Origin of the sequence: Bacillus cereus group sp. MYBK220-1, assembly GCF_051916445.1 — a bacterium.
GTDB lineage: Bacteria > Bacillota > Bacilli > Bacillales > Bacillaceae_G > Bacillus_A > Bacillus_A cereus.
In genome coordinates, this window is record NZ_JBQAGQ010000002.1 from 225,966 (window position 1) to 241,074 (window position 15,109).

The following is a 15,109-nucleotide window of genomic DNA, read 5'->3' on the forward strand; positions in this document are numbered from 1 at the left end:
AAAAAGAAGCAGGAACATTATGGGATTTTAATGTGACCATTGATGAGGTTCTACGAGTTTGGCAAGATTTCATAAATGATCGAACAATTAATAATCTTGACTTTTATTCAGGTGAGAGATCAAATTTCCTTAATAAATTCTTTTAATTCATCATTGGTTAACTTAGAAAATAAGTTATCTCCGTAAACATTATCTTCAACTATGTAAAATATGGACAAATTTTGCTTACCCCCCATGCTACCAAAAATCTCATCATATTTCTTATTGATAAATACTATCCTCTTAATTCCATTCATAGGGTTTCTTGGTATTACTGCTAAATCTATTAACATTTGGAAGTGAGTTTTATCATTTCCAGGATGTTATCTCCATAGTGGTTTATCGCAGTAGAGTTCAAAAAATGGAGAGGGATTTTTTTGATAAATTCTTTATAAATGGTGGTACTGGTGTTTATGATTTCTAACCCTAAACCAGCCACAGCTATAACTGTAGTAATAGTCATTCTAACGCCTCCTTCATATAAATTTATAATATGTGAAAATCTTGGTAAGATTAAAGGTTTTTTGTTGAATATTGTTGAATTTGTTATATAAAATAAATAGGAAACGTTATAGTATTTAAAGCCGTATAATAGTTGATGGTTGAAATTTAGAAAAACTTATAATTAGTGTGGGGGTATAGAGTTGATTTCTGATGAAATTTTAAGAAATGTAGCAGATCTTTTTAATGGGGATACAGAGGATGATTTTTTTAAATATAAGACTGGACCTCAGTTGGTTGCTTTTTTTAATACCCATTTTGGTTATGATGATTCATATGGACAAGGTTTTCCATCAAGATGGTATTTTACTTTAGATAAACTAGTTGATTTAATAAATAAGAAAAAGATTGATACATTCTTGAGTTTAGTCCTAAGTAAAAGGTATTTAATGGTTGAAAAGCAAATTTCGGAAGTCAACGCTGTGATTTTAAGCGAACAGATACATCAAGCCTTGAATAATTATTTAAAACCTAATGGATTTGTTATCATTAAAAGAGGAGGGGAATTTGAGTTAGTTAGTGAAGACGACGATTTAATATTTGTAGGAGAAGGCGGATTTGCAATAGTTTATAGAAGGAAATCTAATGGACTTATAGTAAAGAAGTTAAAAGAAGAGTTTCTTATAAAACAGGATATAAAAAGTCGTTTTAAAAGGGAATATACTATAACAAAATCCTTAAATGATGTACCAGGAATTATTGAGGTTTATGATTTTAATATGGATGATTATTCCTATACAATGAAATTTGCTGAACAAACTTTATTTGATTATATTTCAAATTATGCCCATGATTTTGATAGCCAGAAAACTATGATACGTCAAATACTTTTTGTAATGGGGAAGGTACATGAAAGGAATATAATACATAGAGATATTAGCCCACATAACATCTTGATAATTAATGGAATGTTACATATATCTGACTTTGGATTGGGTAAAGATTTAGAAATGTTCCATTCGCATAGAACGGCATATACAAATTCATTTGGCCAGTTATTCTATTGTGCCCCTGAACAATTTATGCAGCTGAAAGATGGGGATAAAAAAAGTGATGTTTATTCTCTAGGAAGACTTATAAATTTTATAGTCGGAAGCGACTCTAGGAATTATAATCACATACTTAGAAGCGTTACAGAAAAAGCTACGAATGAAAATCCATTATACAGATTTCAAGATGCAAAAGAGTTATTAGAAGCTGTAGAAAAAATAATCTCCTACCATGAAAACAATGAAAAAATTCAAGAAGTAAAAGAAAAAATCAAAAATGGCTTCTATGATGAATATGTAGAAAATTATATTTATGGTTTAAGTGCGATAGAGCTATGTGAGTATTTAGTTAATATTCCTCAATTTGTTAATTCGATTATGGAATTTATCGAAAACAATGATAAACGCAGTTTAGAAATAATAAAGATGATTGAAGACTCCTTCCGAGATTATTGTGGCTTCTCATTTTCTTCATATGATATATTCTCGGAATTAGCATATCGGATTTTAAAATCTAATGGTTTCTCATACTTAACTAAAGAAACTGCCGCAAGGATATTAAACATAATTGCTACTGATGTAAACCGATTTGAATCACAAAGGTTAATTGAAAGATTAATAGAAGTAGGAGTAGAACCTAGTATTGAAGATATTCTTTCTGTATAGTTTGAAAACAATAATCAGTATTATATTCCTGATATTAAAGTGCAATCACAAGTGTGGTTGCTTTTTTACTTTAGATTCCTCCAAATCTTTTTTATTTATTAGTTTCATTGCGTTGTTCAGCCTCTTAAGTCAGAGGCTAAACAACCCTTATGAGGCAAGGGAAGAATTTTCACCAACCGAAGACTTGAAAATATGTTAAAGTTTTTTGTTAACTATGCTCAACAAGAAATCATCATTTAGATACGTTAGAATGAACAGATCTATATAGTGGTCTGCTCATTTTTTATTTTACTAGAATGACGTAGTATCCAATAAGTTTTTCTAAATTAATTACAATTTTTATATTTTTAGGTGGTATTATGTAAAAGACTCAATTTTTAAAATATAAGGAGGATAGTAATGAAGTTAATTCTACCAACTATAGCTTATTGGAACGATTTTGAGGACCTTATTTGCAAATTATTCAAATGCAAGTTTCCTCATCAAACCGTACAGAAGTATGGAAGAAATGGTCAATATCAAGCTGGAGTGGATGTATATGTTAGTGATTCGGGTATTGGTGTATTCAATGTAAAAATAAAGATAAACTGGCCGGGTCTAATTTAACGGATACGGAAATCAAAGAAGAAGTAGCGAAGGCGAAGAATTATAAGGGTAGGTTACAAAAATATATTATTTGCTACACCGGACAAAGAGATACATATTTGCAGGATAAAGTAAATAAAACCAATGAAGAACATGAAAAAGCTATCCCTCCTTTATTTAAAGTGGAACTTATGAGTTGGGAGGAAATCAGCGAAGAAATTAAAGAGTTCCCTGATTTACTAATTGATTATCTAACGGATGTTTTAAAGAAGGTTGAAGATATTAGAGAACATTATAAAAAAGTTAGTGCTATGGAAAAAGCGCACAAGATTTTATCAGATATTCTAGCTGAATTTGAAAGTAACCCTAATGAAACGCCGTACTTGGATATATATTCTTCTCAGTTAGCGAGAAATTTCTCCTATTTAGAGTCTTCTTTAACTATACAAATTAATAAATTAGTAGGTGAAATAAAATCATATAAACCAAAGACATTGCAAGAAAAATTAATAATGGGTCATATAGAAAGTCGTGACGAAAGGGGGCAATAAAAAGGAAATTAAGGGAGTTAGTTGAGAAAACTAGCTCAACTAATGATAGTAATTAAATTACTTCTCCATGCAATATTGTAAGTTAAGTGGGTAAGTGTAATTTATTATAACCTTATTTATAAGAATCAAAAAAGACGCAAGATATTTATAAAAAGAATCTAGCGTCTTTTAATTTATAACCAACATTAATAAACTTTAGAGAATAATGTTTAATTCATTATTAACGAATTCTTTAAATCCCTTTTGAATTAATTTACGGGATTTCGGTGTATCTACTTCATAAGTATCTAAAAGTTCTTCTAATTTATTTATAGATTGTTCTATGGTTAAATTTGTAAAAGAAACTAAGTAAATTATATAGAAAATCTTTTGATCAGAAACTTGATGTCCTGAATGTGTGTATGCTTGTTCGATTTCAGAGTATAATTCTGTTTTTTCTTTACAATTTTCAAGTGAAAAGTGAGCATTCTTAAATATAAAATCATAATATTCAAGGAATAGCCTTCTCTTTTGGTTACTGGCTCTCTCTGGATACCCTAAAGATGAATAAAGTATTTGAGCTAATTTTTCCATAGAAATCCTAGTTTGATATTCTACATTTACATCACCAAAATGTCCAGCTTTTCTAACATATAGTATGCCAATTTCAGCAAAGTATTTTTCAATTTGAATTTGGAGGATATCGATTGATTTTAAATCTATTTCTGAGATAGCATTTTGGCTATTCGTATATTCCGCAATAGAATTTTTCAATGTATCATCTTTGTTAGTTTTAAAGAGGCGGACTAATACATAAGCTCCTCTTAATTTAGCAACACTCCCGGAATTTAGAACATCATGCAAGAAATTGTAAACTGAACGTATTGTTTGACCACCATTTACAATCTGAAAATTTTCAATTGAAAATAGGTACTTCATTCCGCTGTTTTTAGATTCACATTCAATTTTTTCAGCCGTTATAGTAATCCCATTATTAAACATAAAGAAATAATTATGATTTTCTCTTAAGGTTTCGATGATATTTTTATTATATTTTGTTTCTCCTAAGAAGCCCCGAACATTGTCATATAATAAAGTTAAATCTAAAATAGAATCTTGGATGTCTTCATCATCTTCCAAGCTATAGTTATTAGCTAAATCTTCATTTACAGATGATATTCTAATTAAGTCCAATAAAGATAATTTTAAAATATAAGACTTTTGTGTAGATTTTTCATCACTTTGAAATGATAAAAATTCATTTGGAGAAATCATAAAGCTACTTTTTCTATTATCTTTTTTTACTTCATAAAAACTTATTATGTCATCTAACGAAATATTTATAATCTTCATTCCATAGTTTTTTTCAAGTATTGTTATGTACTCATTACTCTCAGGAGAAAAGCCCAAAGATTCATTAGATACCATATACATATATAGATTACAGACTTTATTGCTATTCAAATGATCTATTATGGAATTTATTTGAAGGTGGACTAGTTCATTTTTAGATGTATCCAACTTTTCACCATGAATTATGTATTCCAAAAACTTTGTGCTTCGTGAAACATCTCCCTCACTTTTTGTTTTATCTGGATTAAATGATTGCCTATATTTAAAATTAAATAATTGGATATCCATTTCTTTATCTTCATTTTCAATTATATTGACTGCATCAATACCGAGATCATCTACTTCTAAACCTTTTACTACTCTATTATATTGAGTATCAATTATTTCATATGATAAATCATCTGTGTCTATAATTCCCGTAATATTTTCTAATATTAGATGATAAAATCCAATTCTTTCCTTCTCTATATCTGGGATTAAAGAATTATTAATATGTTTAAGGTTTAAATAATCATACATTTTACGACTTTTAACTTTTACTATTTTAAAATCATTGATATTTGCCATGTTTACCCTCCATTAACATTTATTATGATTATATCAATAAGTTGCTTATAATCATATAATAAATTCCACTTAGTACCATTACGAAGAACCGTATCATAAGTAAGCACATAGTTATTTGAGGAAAAAGTATCAAATAATATCTTTGATGCTTCTTTTTTCTATCCTATTAGAATAATTGACAATGATATGATCAATAAGTGTATGTAAGAAATGTTTTTGTTTTACTATAGGAATTGTAGGTGAAAGTTTTGAAGAATTAGAAAGGTTATTAAAAAATTGTCAAATGAAACTTCTGTAATAGTAGGTTCTAGTAATTTTTGAATCTTGAAAGATTTTCAATGATTTCGAAGTTATTGGGTGAATATCTTACTCATATCTTGGTTATAAAGAGAATAACAACCATAGATGTCGGCAGAACAAATTAATCAATAATACGGTAAAACAATATGAAAATATAAATGGTACATAGGGCTATTAGTCCAGTTCCTTTTTAACTTTCTATTTTCCCTTGTTGATTTCATCTTTTTTATTTGGGAGAAAGAAAATAAAGAATGGTTAGAGGAACACTTTTCAACGGAGAGTATTCAAGCGTTTTATAATAATAAGGAATTAAAAGAAAAGTTTGATCGGTGTTTTATGGATGTGATAGGGAAGTTGAAAAAGTATAAGGAAGAAGAGAAGGATCCGAGTCATCATGACGTTCAAGTTACTTTGAAGGAATTTTTCAATTTAATAGAAGGAGTAACGAACTATCTTGATATACCTCAAAGTGATATAGAGGATATAATCTAAAAATCAGACCTTCCACTATCCGAATTCCCGGCTCTCTTCACAACCAAAGAAGAAAACTATATAAAAGAAGCAATCCAGCAGTTTAACAACTAGTTAAACTGCTTTTCCATTATAATAGAAGAAAAACCAAACGGAGGAAAAATCCCATGCCAACCTACAACAAACTAATCCGAAATAAAATCCCACAAATAATAAAATCCAACGGAAAAACACCCACAACTAGAATCCTAAACGAAGATGAATACATAGAGGAACTCTGCAACAAAACCCAAGAAGAACTAACCGAATATCTAGAAGCAACAACAAAGGAACATAAACTCGAAGAACTATCCGATCTACTAGAACTAATAAACGCCCTAGCCGAACACGAAGGCACGACACTAGAAGAAATCAACAACATCCGTAAAAAGAAAGCAGAAGAACGAGGTGGCTTCTCAGATCGAGTGTTTCTAATCGAAGTAACCGATAACTAGCCCCCCATAAGCCCCTTACAAGCCCCTACCAAGTAATAAATCACTAAGAAAAAACACAACAAAACAAAAACACCAACAAACACCGTAGTAGTAGTCGAAAAAAATTTAAAATAACACGCCAAAAACCTGCTTAGTCTCCCATATATATTATGAAGGGGCTTTTACTTTTGAACGGAGACGGGAGGAATTAGGATGGCGGTGTATCGTAATGTGCAGGTGAATTTTTGGCAGGATGATTTTGTTTTGGATTTGACGCCGGAGGAGCGGTATTTTTATGTGTATTTGCTAACTTGTTCGAAGACGACGCAGTGCGGGATTTTTCCTTTTCCGAAGCGGTTAGCTGAGATGGAGACGGGTTATAACAGGGAGACTGTTGATAAGCTTGTGCAGCGCTTCATTGATTATGGGAAGATTCTTTATGATGCAGATACACGGGAGCTATTCGTTTTGAATTGGCTTCGTTATAATCCTGTGACGAATACGAATGTGGAGAAGTGTGTGCTTCGTGAGCTGAAGAGTGTGAAGAATAAGGAGTTTGTACATATGTTTCTTCAGAAGTGTGCGGAGGAGGAGCTGAATGTTCCGATGCTTTTAGCACATTTTGGTATGCCTGATGATTTGGCTGTGGATGATGTTGAGCCGGTTTGCGAGGAGGCAGAGGAAGAAGAGGTTATAGAGGAAGAAACGGGAAGTCGTGTGTTTTCTTTTTATGAGCAACATTTCGGTAGTTTATCTCCTTTTGCGGTGGAGGAACTGAGTGCGTGGATGGAAGATTTGTCGGAGGAGCTTGTGCTGAAGGCTCTTCAAATTGCGTTTGAGAATAATAAGCGGACGGTTGCTTATGTGAAGGGGATTCTGCGTGGGTGGCACGGGAAAGGGTTTACGAAATTGTGTGAGGTTGAGGCGGATACGGTTAAGTTTAGGAAGAAGGAGTCGTCTGTTAGTACGGGGGAGACGGAGGAGTTTTTGGCGAGGTGTGAGGAGTGGGAGAAGAATGCGCCATCTGAGGAAGAGTTGCAGCGCTTTTTAGCGGAGCGCGGGTGGCGGCCATGAGTATTCAAAATGTGGAGGCGGAGAAGACGGTGTTAGGTTCTCTATTAATTGATGGAGAGCTTATTAAGGAGTGCCGTTTGACGGAGCATTATTTTTCTATGCCGGTGCATAAGTCTATATTTCAGTTAATGCGAAAAATGGAAGAAGAGGGGCAACCGATTAATCTTGTGACGTTCATTTCTAGGGTAGATCCGAAGTTTTTAGAGGGGATCGGGGGAATGGAGTATTTTATAGGGTTAATGGATGGTGTGCCTACTACTAGCAATTTTTCTTATTATGAGGGGCTTGTTCGAGGTGCCTGGAAAATGTATCAGGCTGGTGTTCTCGGGCACAAGATGGGGGAGCGTCTTATTGCGGAGAAGAGTGAGAAAGTTATCGGTGAGACGATTACGGCACTTTGTGAGTTAGAGGAGAAAGACTCTGTATGTGAGTTTGATTTGAAGGATGCGTTAGTTGATTTGTATGAGGAGCTTCATCAAGATGTGAAGGAGATTACTGGTATTGAGACTGGTTATACATCGTTAAATAAAATGACGTGCGGATTGCAGGAAGGTGATTTTGTCGTTCTTGGTGCGCGTCCTTCTATGGGGAAGACTGCGTTTGCGCTTAATGTTGGACTGCATGCGGCGAAGTCTGGAGCGGCGGTTGGATTGTTTTCGTTAGAGATGAGTAGTAAGCAATTGTTAAAAAGGATGGCTTCTTGCGTAGGCGAAGTGTCAGGAGGTAGGCTGAAAAATCCGAAGCATCGTTTTGCGATGGAAGATTGGGAGAAGGTAAGTAAGGCGTTTGCGGAGATTGGTGAGTTGCCATTTGAGATTTACGACAATGCAGGCGTTACGGTGCAAGATATTTGGATGCAAACCCGTAAGTTAAAGCGGAAACACGGTGATAAAAAGCTTTTAGTCATTGTAGATTATTTGCAGCTCATTACGGGCGATCCGAAGCATAAGGGCAATCGATTTCAAGAGATTAGTGAGATTTCTCGTAAGCTTAAGTTATTAGCACGTGAATTAAATGTTTGTGTAGTAGCACTGTCACAGTTATCTCGTTCTGTAGAGTCGCGGCAAGATAAGCGTCCGCTTTTATCAGATTTAAGAGAGACCGGACAAATTGAGCAAGATGCGGATGTCATTATGCTTATGTATCGAGAGGATTATTACGATAAGGAAACAGTGCAGAAAGAGATGACGGAGATTCATGTGGCGAAGCACCGGAATGGGCCTGTGGGGAGTTTTAAGCTGAGGTTTTTGAAGGAGTTTGGGCGGTTTGTGGAGATTTGATGATAAAATAGAAGAAGGCATATAAAAAGGTAAAGGAGTGGTTACGGATGACAAAAGTAGGTCGTTTATATGAGCAAGAGAAGCAAGAAGAAATTGATAAAGCACTTTCGGCAGCTGGAATGCTCTTTAAAGGAATGAGTGTAGAAGAAATAGCTAAAAAATTAGATGTAACAATTGAAAAGGTAAAAGAGTGGGAGAAGCGTTTATCTCATTAATCGCTGGGGTAATGGCAGCGTCTGTATAAATTTATACAAAAATAGCCGAATATTTACTATATAATAGTCGGCTATTTTTGTACGGAGAAGTTGTTAGGTTTAATACGCAAATCTTTTGGTTTGCTCTTGAATATGCTACTTATTTCCCCATAAAGAAAGACTTTCTCTCTGCAGTAATCCACTGCTGCAAGTCATCTTGGCTACGTCGGACAAGTCGATTTACTAAAACATCATGCCATACATAATCCTCTAATAAGTATATATGAACGGGGTCATCTGTATAAAAAGCAATATTACGCTCTTCAAGTGATGGTCCATAAATCATCTCTTTAGAATCTATCGATACAATAAACCAATGTTCTGTAGACAAGGTTTCTGTATAAGGTGTTATGCGGTGGGCTTCTAGATTTTTAATGGGATTTTCAACATGTAGGGTAATACCTTGTATTGTAACTTTATCAGCTACTTCAGATAGATCTTCTTTTAACGCTTCATACATCTCACCCCACATTGAAATGACAATACGTCGTTCTGCTTTTTTTATTAATGCCTGACAATAGCTAATGATTGTTTGATTGTCTTTTAAAGTAATTACTCGATTATCCGTTTTTTCCTCGGAAGTTTCTAGTTTTTTTAATGAATCACTTATTCCTTCGTAAGTAGATTGCCATTCTGTTTGCGCTTTCTGTAAAAAGATTTCAACAGGTAGAGGTGAATAGCGGGTGGTGTCATTTATTTCTTCTTTCATGACAATTCCTTTTTCTACAAGGTTACCTAAAATCTCATAAATTCGTGCTCTTGGGACACCCGAATCTTTACTCACTTGATAGGCTGTGACAGACCCTTGTTTAACAAGAGATACATAAGATTTAGCTTCATATTCATTAAAACCAATTTTTTTAAGCTGTTGCACTATGTAGTCCACTTTTTTTGTCCTCCGATGTTTGCTTTTGTATTTTAACGTTACAATAACTCTTTACATTTAGCAAATTGATAGTTACTATTACGATAGTGACTAAAGGGGAGGTTAATAGTATGGATTTTTATTTAGACCCATCTGTATTAATGATTTTGATCGCTTTTGGATTTTTAGCTGCATTTATTGATTCAGTTGTAGGTGGTGGTGGACTCATTGCTTTACCAGCTTTATTATTTACAGGACTGAATCCAGTAAGTGCAGTAGCTACGAATAAACTAGCATCGACAATGGGAAGTGCAACTAGTAATATTGTGTTTTATCGTTCTGGTAATCTTGATTTGAAATCGGCGTTTAAATTAGTTCCGCTCACTTTCATAGGTTCCATAATAGGGGCATGGACCGTTCATTTAATGAATCCAGAAGTACTGAAGCCATTGATGTTGATTATGCTTGGTGCGGTCGCTATTTATACGATATTCAAAAAGGATTGGGGTAGTATTTCCACTCATAAGAAATTGTCTGGTCGACACGTCATTATTTTTACTTTCTTTGTTTTTGCTATTGGTTTTTATGATGGATTTCTAGGTCCTGGAACAGGTTCATTTTTAATGTTTTCTCTTTTATTTATTGGGTATGATTTTTTAAAAGCAGCAGGTAATGCGAAGCTTCTTAATTTAGGAAGTAATGTTGGTGCATTGTTGATGTTTATGTATGTAGGGCAAGTAAACTATGCGTATGGTTTTATAATGGGGATTGCTCAAATTGCTGGAGGGATTGTTGGCTCCAAATTCGCTATAAAAAAAGGAAGCGGGTATGTTCGTGCTCTTTTCATTACAGTAACTTGTTTATTGTTAGCAAAAAATCTGTATGACTATATTCAGTAAGTAATTCAAGAACGTAGAAAAGGTCAAAGATGTCTACATAGAATATAAGAAGATACCAGGAGAAAATTCCTTTTAACATTTTTTAGATGCTACCTTATTTGAAGATAGCATCTAAAAAGAAAATCTAAGTGAAGAGAATGAAAATAATATAAACTCATATTTTTCTGGGGTATGTTTATTGATCATAGTGAAATGTTTATTCTATATTCTTCTTATAATTAGGCCTCAACAAACTCTTAAAATCTAACTCAGCAATTAGCACACTCAGCAATATAAGCGTAGCCCCTAAGTATCCTTTTCCTGTCAGCGTTTCACCTGTGAAGACGAAAGCAAAGCCTGCGGAAAAGACAGGTTCTAATGAAAAAATAAGACCTGTATGGGTAGGTGTAGTGTATTGCTGGGCAATTACTTGCACGATGAATGCGACTGCGGTGCAAAATATGCTTAAAGCTAATATGATGAGCCATGAGTTGATCGTGCTAGGAAGCTTTGGCGTTTCTATAATGAATGAAAAAATAAGACTAAATAGGCCGACGAAACCGAGTTGCACTACTCCAAGTGCAATGGAATTCACATGTTTCGTTACGCTTCCAGTAATGATGACGTGGATCGCATAAAATAGGGCAGACAGTATGCAAAATATATCGCCGTTACCGATTTTGAATTCGCTCGTTAATGTTAATAAGCCGATTCCTATTATCGTTAAAATGATTCCTACTATAACTTTCTTTTCCGGAATGTGTTTTAAAAATATAGCTGATAATATTGGAATGAAAATGACTGTGAGACATAGTAAGAAACCAGCATTAGAAACACTCGTATACTTTGTACCGAAAGTCGCGAAAATATAAACGATAAATAAGACAGAAGCAAGTATAAATGCATATTTTACAGTTTTAAAATCAACTTTGAATAAATGTTTGTAAAATATTAAACCTGATAAAAGAAACGCGATAATAAATCGTAATGCGATTAAATTATATTCTTCTATGCCATCAAGTCCAAGTTTTGTAAGTAGGATGGATGCACCCCAAAAAAATGTAACTAGTAGTAACATTAAATCCGCTTTTAATTGTAGTTTCATTTCTATTCCCTCGTTATGTATAAATTTTATAAGCCCATACCCCTATCCCCATTTTTAATTTTAATATCAATTCTGAATATTTGTAACTTAAATTTATCGACGGTTTTTTCAGAACCATTGGGAAGTAATAGTATGTATAAAAAAAAAGCCCAGTTTGGAGGGGCTTTTTTTCTATGTAAAATTTCATTTGTTTTGTTTACATAATATCTTTACAATCATTTGATAAAATAAAGTCAACTGCATATTGTGAGGGTGGTTATCCCTTCTTTCTATTCGGAAGAAAAGGAGGTGATAATATGGAGTTTTGTTTGACCTTGTAAAAGAGTTTGTCAAAGCGACTGTGCGCGAAGTTTCAGCGTATTTTTTGCGGAATCAACTTCTGGATAAGGACAACAAAAAACCCACTCCGCGCCGTCACAAGCAAAAGGGTGGGTTCCGCAAAAAGAAATAGCTTATAATAACCACCACCCTAAGCGGTAGCAGTTAGGGAAGAGATGTGAGCGCATCTCTTCTTTTTATTATATGCCATTTTATTTGATGTCATACTTATATAGTATTCTATGGAAAATATATCATATTCCTATTTTGTGGTCAATTTGATCCCGCTTTAACGGGCAGTAAGACCCCCACCTCAAAATTCAGTGGAAGCAAAGAAGTTAGGTGGGGGTCGGGCTGTCCGTAAAAGTCCGATTGGTGAAGGCTAATAATCAGTGGGGGATGAACAAAACCCCCACTGATTAAAGTTTCACTTTATTGCATGATTGAAAAGGTGTAGTCTTATTCCTTTTCAAACTGAAAAATATCCCGATTAATGAGTTGGTGGAGGTACCTATCCATTTCAGCAGCAGAAACGCTTTTTTTATTTTTAAACCACCATGTGCTTAATGAGGTGATTGCCCCTGAATAAAACTCAATGATTAAATCATTTGGTATCGTATGGTTTTTGCAAAGCTGATTTAATGCTTCTATTTCTTGTTTTCTCGTTTCGTGACTTAAATAATGTGTACGGGTAATAAATTGTTCATCAGACATTTGCGTTTCTAATATTTTACCGAGTTCTTCATGATGTAGGAATTGTTCCATTACTTGAAATGGTTTACTTAATCGATCTGAAACCGGTATTTCAGCAATCATCTTGCCGTATCGTTTAAATCCAAATGTTAATAAAGCATCTTTATCTTCAAAGTGTTTATAAAAGGTTGTTCGGTGTACCATAGCGCGGTCACATATTTGGTTAATCGTAATCGTACTATATTTCTGTTTTGATTGCGTCATTAATTCAAATAAGGAATCCCACAGTAATTTATGTGTACGTCTAATACGTAAATCAAGTTGTTTTTCGTTATCATTCATCTACAATTCTCCTTTTTTGTAGATTAAATATACAGTGGTTGAAAATTGATTCTCCCTTTTTAATCTACATATGTATATTATATTACATGTGTTTAGGTATATTTAAAGTTTTTTAAGTAAGAAACAGGAGGAGAATCTGTAAATGAATATGACAACTAAGAGCCCTGCAAGTGGCAAAGTTGATACTTCTAATTTGAAACATACCCCCATTTTAATTGCGTTACTTTTAGGAGCAATGGTTGCATTATTAAATGAAACATTACTTGGTAATGCGTTAACAGTATTAATGAAAGAATTTGACGTAACAGCTTCAACGATTCAATGGCTTTCTACAGCTTACATGTTGGTGGTTGGGGTTTTAGTCCCAATTACAGCGTTACTTCAGCAATGGCTCACAACGAGACAAATGTTTTTGATCGCTATGGTAACGTTTTTAGTCGGTACATTAATTGCGGGATTCGCACCGACATTTTCCGTTTTATTAATTGGCCGTATCGTCCAAGCTGTAGCGACGGGGTTAATTACACCGTTATTAATGAATACGATTTTAATCATTTGTCCACCTGAAAAACGTGGTGCGACAATGGGATTAATCGCACTCGTGATGATGGCAGCTCCGGCAATTGGCCCTACATTATCTGGAGTAATTGTGGATTCATTAAATTGGCGCTGGTTATTCTATATTGTTATTCCTATCGTGATCATTTCCATTATGATTGGGATGAAGTACATTCAAAATGTTTCAGAGTTAACAAGGCCAAAAGTAGATTACCCATCTATCCTTTTATCGACATTAGGATTTGGTGGGCTTGTGTATAGCTTTAGTGCATCGGGTGATTTAGGATGGTCCGATGCAAAAGTGTATGGCACTTTAATTGTTGGGCTTATCTCATTATGTATTTTTGCCGTTCGACAATTGAAAATTGAGAATCCAATTTTAGAGTTACGAGCATTTAAAGTTCCGATGTTTACATTATCAGTTGGATTAATTGTCATTGTGATGATGTCGTTATTTTCAACGATGACTTTATTACCGATGTTCCTGCAAACCGTTTTACTCGTTACAGCTTTTAAATCAGGAATTATCATGCTTCCGGGAAGTGTTATTAGCGCCATAATGGGACCAATCGCAGGTAAACTATTTGATAAATTTAGTCCGAAAGTTATTATCGTTCCCGGCATTGTCTTAGTAGGAATTGCAATGTTCTTATTTAAAGGCATTACTCCTGATACATCAATGGTACAAATTATTGTCATGCATAGCGTATTAATGGTTGGACTCATGTTTGTCATGACAGCACAAACATACGGTTTAAATCAATTAACACCAGATTTATATCCGCACGGAACAGCACTATTTAGTACGTTGCAACAAGTAGCTGGTGCAATTGGTACAGCTATCTTTATTTCGAAAATGTCTTCAGGAACAACTAAGTATATGGAAAGCTCCGCAAATCCACTGGATCCAGTAGAGAAGTTAAACGGTTTAACTTCAGGGTTCCAAGGTGCATTTGCACTTGGGTTAATCTTTATTATTGTTGCATTTATCGTATCGTTATTCTTAAAAGAAGAGAAAGAAGGAGTAAAGGCAGCGAGGGTTTTACAGAACGAACATTAAGGTTTATATAAAAAAGACATCTTTCCCTAGAAAAGATGTCTTTTTTATATTTTTTTCGTAACACTTGTTTTGGGTGTCTTCATATATAAGAATTGGTATGTACAATATTTATCCTTTTTGAGAATAAGGATGCAAAGCCGTATTAATAACTAATAGTTCACCAGATGATTTAGTGACATCGTATATAGATTCTGTTATGAGAATAGGC

14 protein-coding genes and 1 pseudogene are annotated in these 15,109 nt (G+C 33.9%); 10 read left to right on the top strand and 5 right to left on the bottom strand.

Annotated elements, in window-relative coordinates:
- Positions 1-325 precede the first annotated feature (325 nt).
- Positions 326-502 carry a hypothetical protein gene (locus ACTFRU_RS08015; protein ID WP_440037577.1) on the bottom strand — a complete coding sequence of 59 codons (177 nt, stop codon included), beginning with the start codon at positions 500-502 and terminating at the stop codon, positions 326-328.
- A 181-nt stretch (positions 503-683) separates the two neighbouring features.
- Here ACTFRU_RS08015 and ACTFRU_RS08020 point away from each other — a divergent pair, with 181 nt between their 5' ends.
- The 3 genes from ACTFRU_RS08020 (at position 684) to ACTFRU_RS08030 (ending at position 3,331) form a co-directional block, all read left to right on the top strand.
- Positions 684-2,195 (top strand): protein kinase domain-containing protein, encoded by a 1,512-nt coding sequence (locus ACTFRU_RS08020; RefSeq protein ID WP_440037578.1) that lies wholly within the window; start codon positions 684-686, stop codon positions 2,193-2,195.
- 399 nt (positions 2,196-2,594) lie between these two features.
- Complete coding sequence (locus ACTFRU_RS08025) at positions 2,595-2,801, top strand: hypothetical protein (RefSeq protein ID WP_440037580.1); 207 nt, start codon at positions 2,595-2,597, stop codon at positions 2,799-2,801.
- 98 nt (positions 2,802-2,899) lie between these two features.
- Positions 2,900-3,331, top strand: a complete 432-nt coding sequence (locus ACTFRU_RS08030; RefSeq protein WP_440037581.1) for a hypothetical protein — start codon at positions 2,900-2,902, stop codon at positions 3,329-3,331.
- Between the two features lie 195 nt (positions 3,332-3,526).
- Here the strand turns inward: ACTFRU_RS08030 and ACTFRU_RS08035 are convergent, their stop codons facing one another.
- Entirely contained in the window at positions 3,527-5,230 is a 1,704-nt protein-coding gene (locus ACTFRU_RS08035) for an AIPR family protein (protein WP_440037582.1), read from the bottom strand.
- A gap of 525 nt (positions 5,231-5,755) precedes the next feature.
- Between ACTFRU_RS08035 and ACTFRU_RS08040 the strand changes: the two are divergent.
- From ACTFRU_RS08040 to ACTFRU_RS08060, 5 genes and pseudogenes are all read left to right on the top strand, one after another.
- Positions 5,756-6,115: pseudogene (locus ACTFRU_RS08040) on the top strand (MerR family transcriptional regulator); the annotation flags it as partial.
- Between the two features lie 53 nt (positions 6,116-6,168).
- The gene (locus ACTFRU_RS08045; RefSeq protein WP_440037583.1) at positions 6,169-6,495 is read left to right on the top strand and encodes a nucleoside triphosphate pyrophosphohydrolase; all 327 of its coding nucleotides are present in this window, start codon (positions 6,169-6,171) and stop codon (positions 6,493-6,495) included.
- 192 nt (positions 6,496-6,687) lie between these two features.
- On the top strand, positions 6,688-7,548 hold the full coding sequence (locus tag ACTFRU_RS08050) for a DnaD domain-containing protein (RefSeq protein ID WP_440037584.1): 861 nt from the start codon (positions 6,688-6,690) through the stop codon (positions 7,546-7,548).
- Positions 7,545-8,828 (top strand): replicative DNA helicase, encoded by a 1,284-nt coding sequence (gene dnaB, locus ACTFRU_RS08055; protein ID WP_440037585.1) that lies wholly within the window; start codon positions 7,545-7,547, stop codon positions 8,826-8,828. The genes ACTFRU_RS08050 and dnaB overlap by 4 nt, the downstream gene beginning before the upstream one ends.
- A 47-nt stretch (positions 8,829-8,875) precedes the next feature.
- Positions 8,876-9,043 (top strand): hypothetical protein, encoded by a 168-nt coding sequence (locus tag ACTFRU_RS08060; protein WP_000169783.1) that lies wholly within the window; start codon positions 8,876-8,878, stop codon positions 9,041-9,043.
- Positions 9,044-9,182: 139 nt separating this feature from the next.
- Here ACTFRU_RS08060 and ACTFRU_RS08065 read toward each other — a convergent pair whose 3' ends face one another.
- Entirely contained in the window at positions 9,183-9,968 is a 786-nt protein-coding gene (locus ACTFRU_RS08065) for a TrmB family transcriptional regulator (protein WP_440037586.1), read from the bottom strand.
- Positions 9,969-10,078: 110 nt separating this feature from the next.
- Here ACTFRU_RS08065 and ACTFRU_RS08070 point away from each other — a divergent pair, with 110 nt between their 5' ends.
- Complete coding sequence (locus ACTFRU_RS08070) at positions 10,079-10,846, top strand: TSUP family transporter (protein ID WP_440037587.1); 768 nt, start codon at positions 10,079-10,081, stop codon at positions 10,844-10,846.
- Between the two features lie 196 nt (positions 10,847-11,042).
- On the opposite strand, the gene ACTFRU_RS08075 is transcribed toward ACTFRU_RS08070, so the two are convergent.
- Together ACTFRU_RS08075 and ACTFRU_RS08080 are read right to left on the bottom strand one after the other, a co-directional pair.
- Positions 11,043-11,930, bottom strand: coding sequence for a DMT family transporter (locus ACTFRU_RS08075; RefSeq protein ID WP_006923077.1), 888 nt, complete (start codon positions 11,928-11,930; stop codon positions 11,043-11,045).
- A gap of 777 nt (positions 11,931-12,707) precedes the next feature.
- Complete coding sequence (locus tag ACTFRU_RS08080) at positions 12,708-13,283, bottom strand: TetR/AcrR family transcriptional regulator (protein WP_000999319.1); 576 nt, start codon at positions 13,281-13,283, stop codon at positions 12,708-12,710.
- A 142-nt stretch (positions 13,284-13,425) separates the two neighbouring features.
- Here ACTFRU_RS08080 and ACTFRU_RS08085 point away from each other — a divergent pair, with 142 nt between their 5' ends.
- A complete protein-coding gene (locus tag ACTFRU_RS08085; RefSeq protein WP_001057523.1) occupies positions 13,426-14,901 on the top strand; it encodes an MDR family MFS transporter in 1,476 nt (491 codons plus the stop codon).
- Positions 14,902-15,109: the final 208 nt, after the last annotated feature.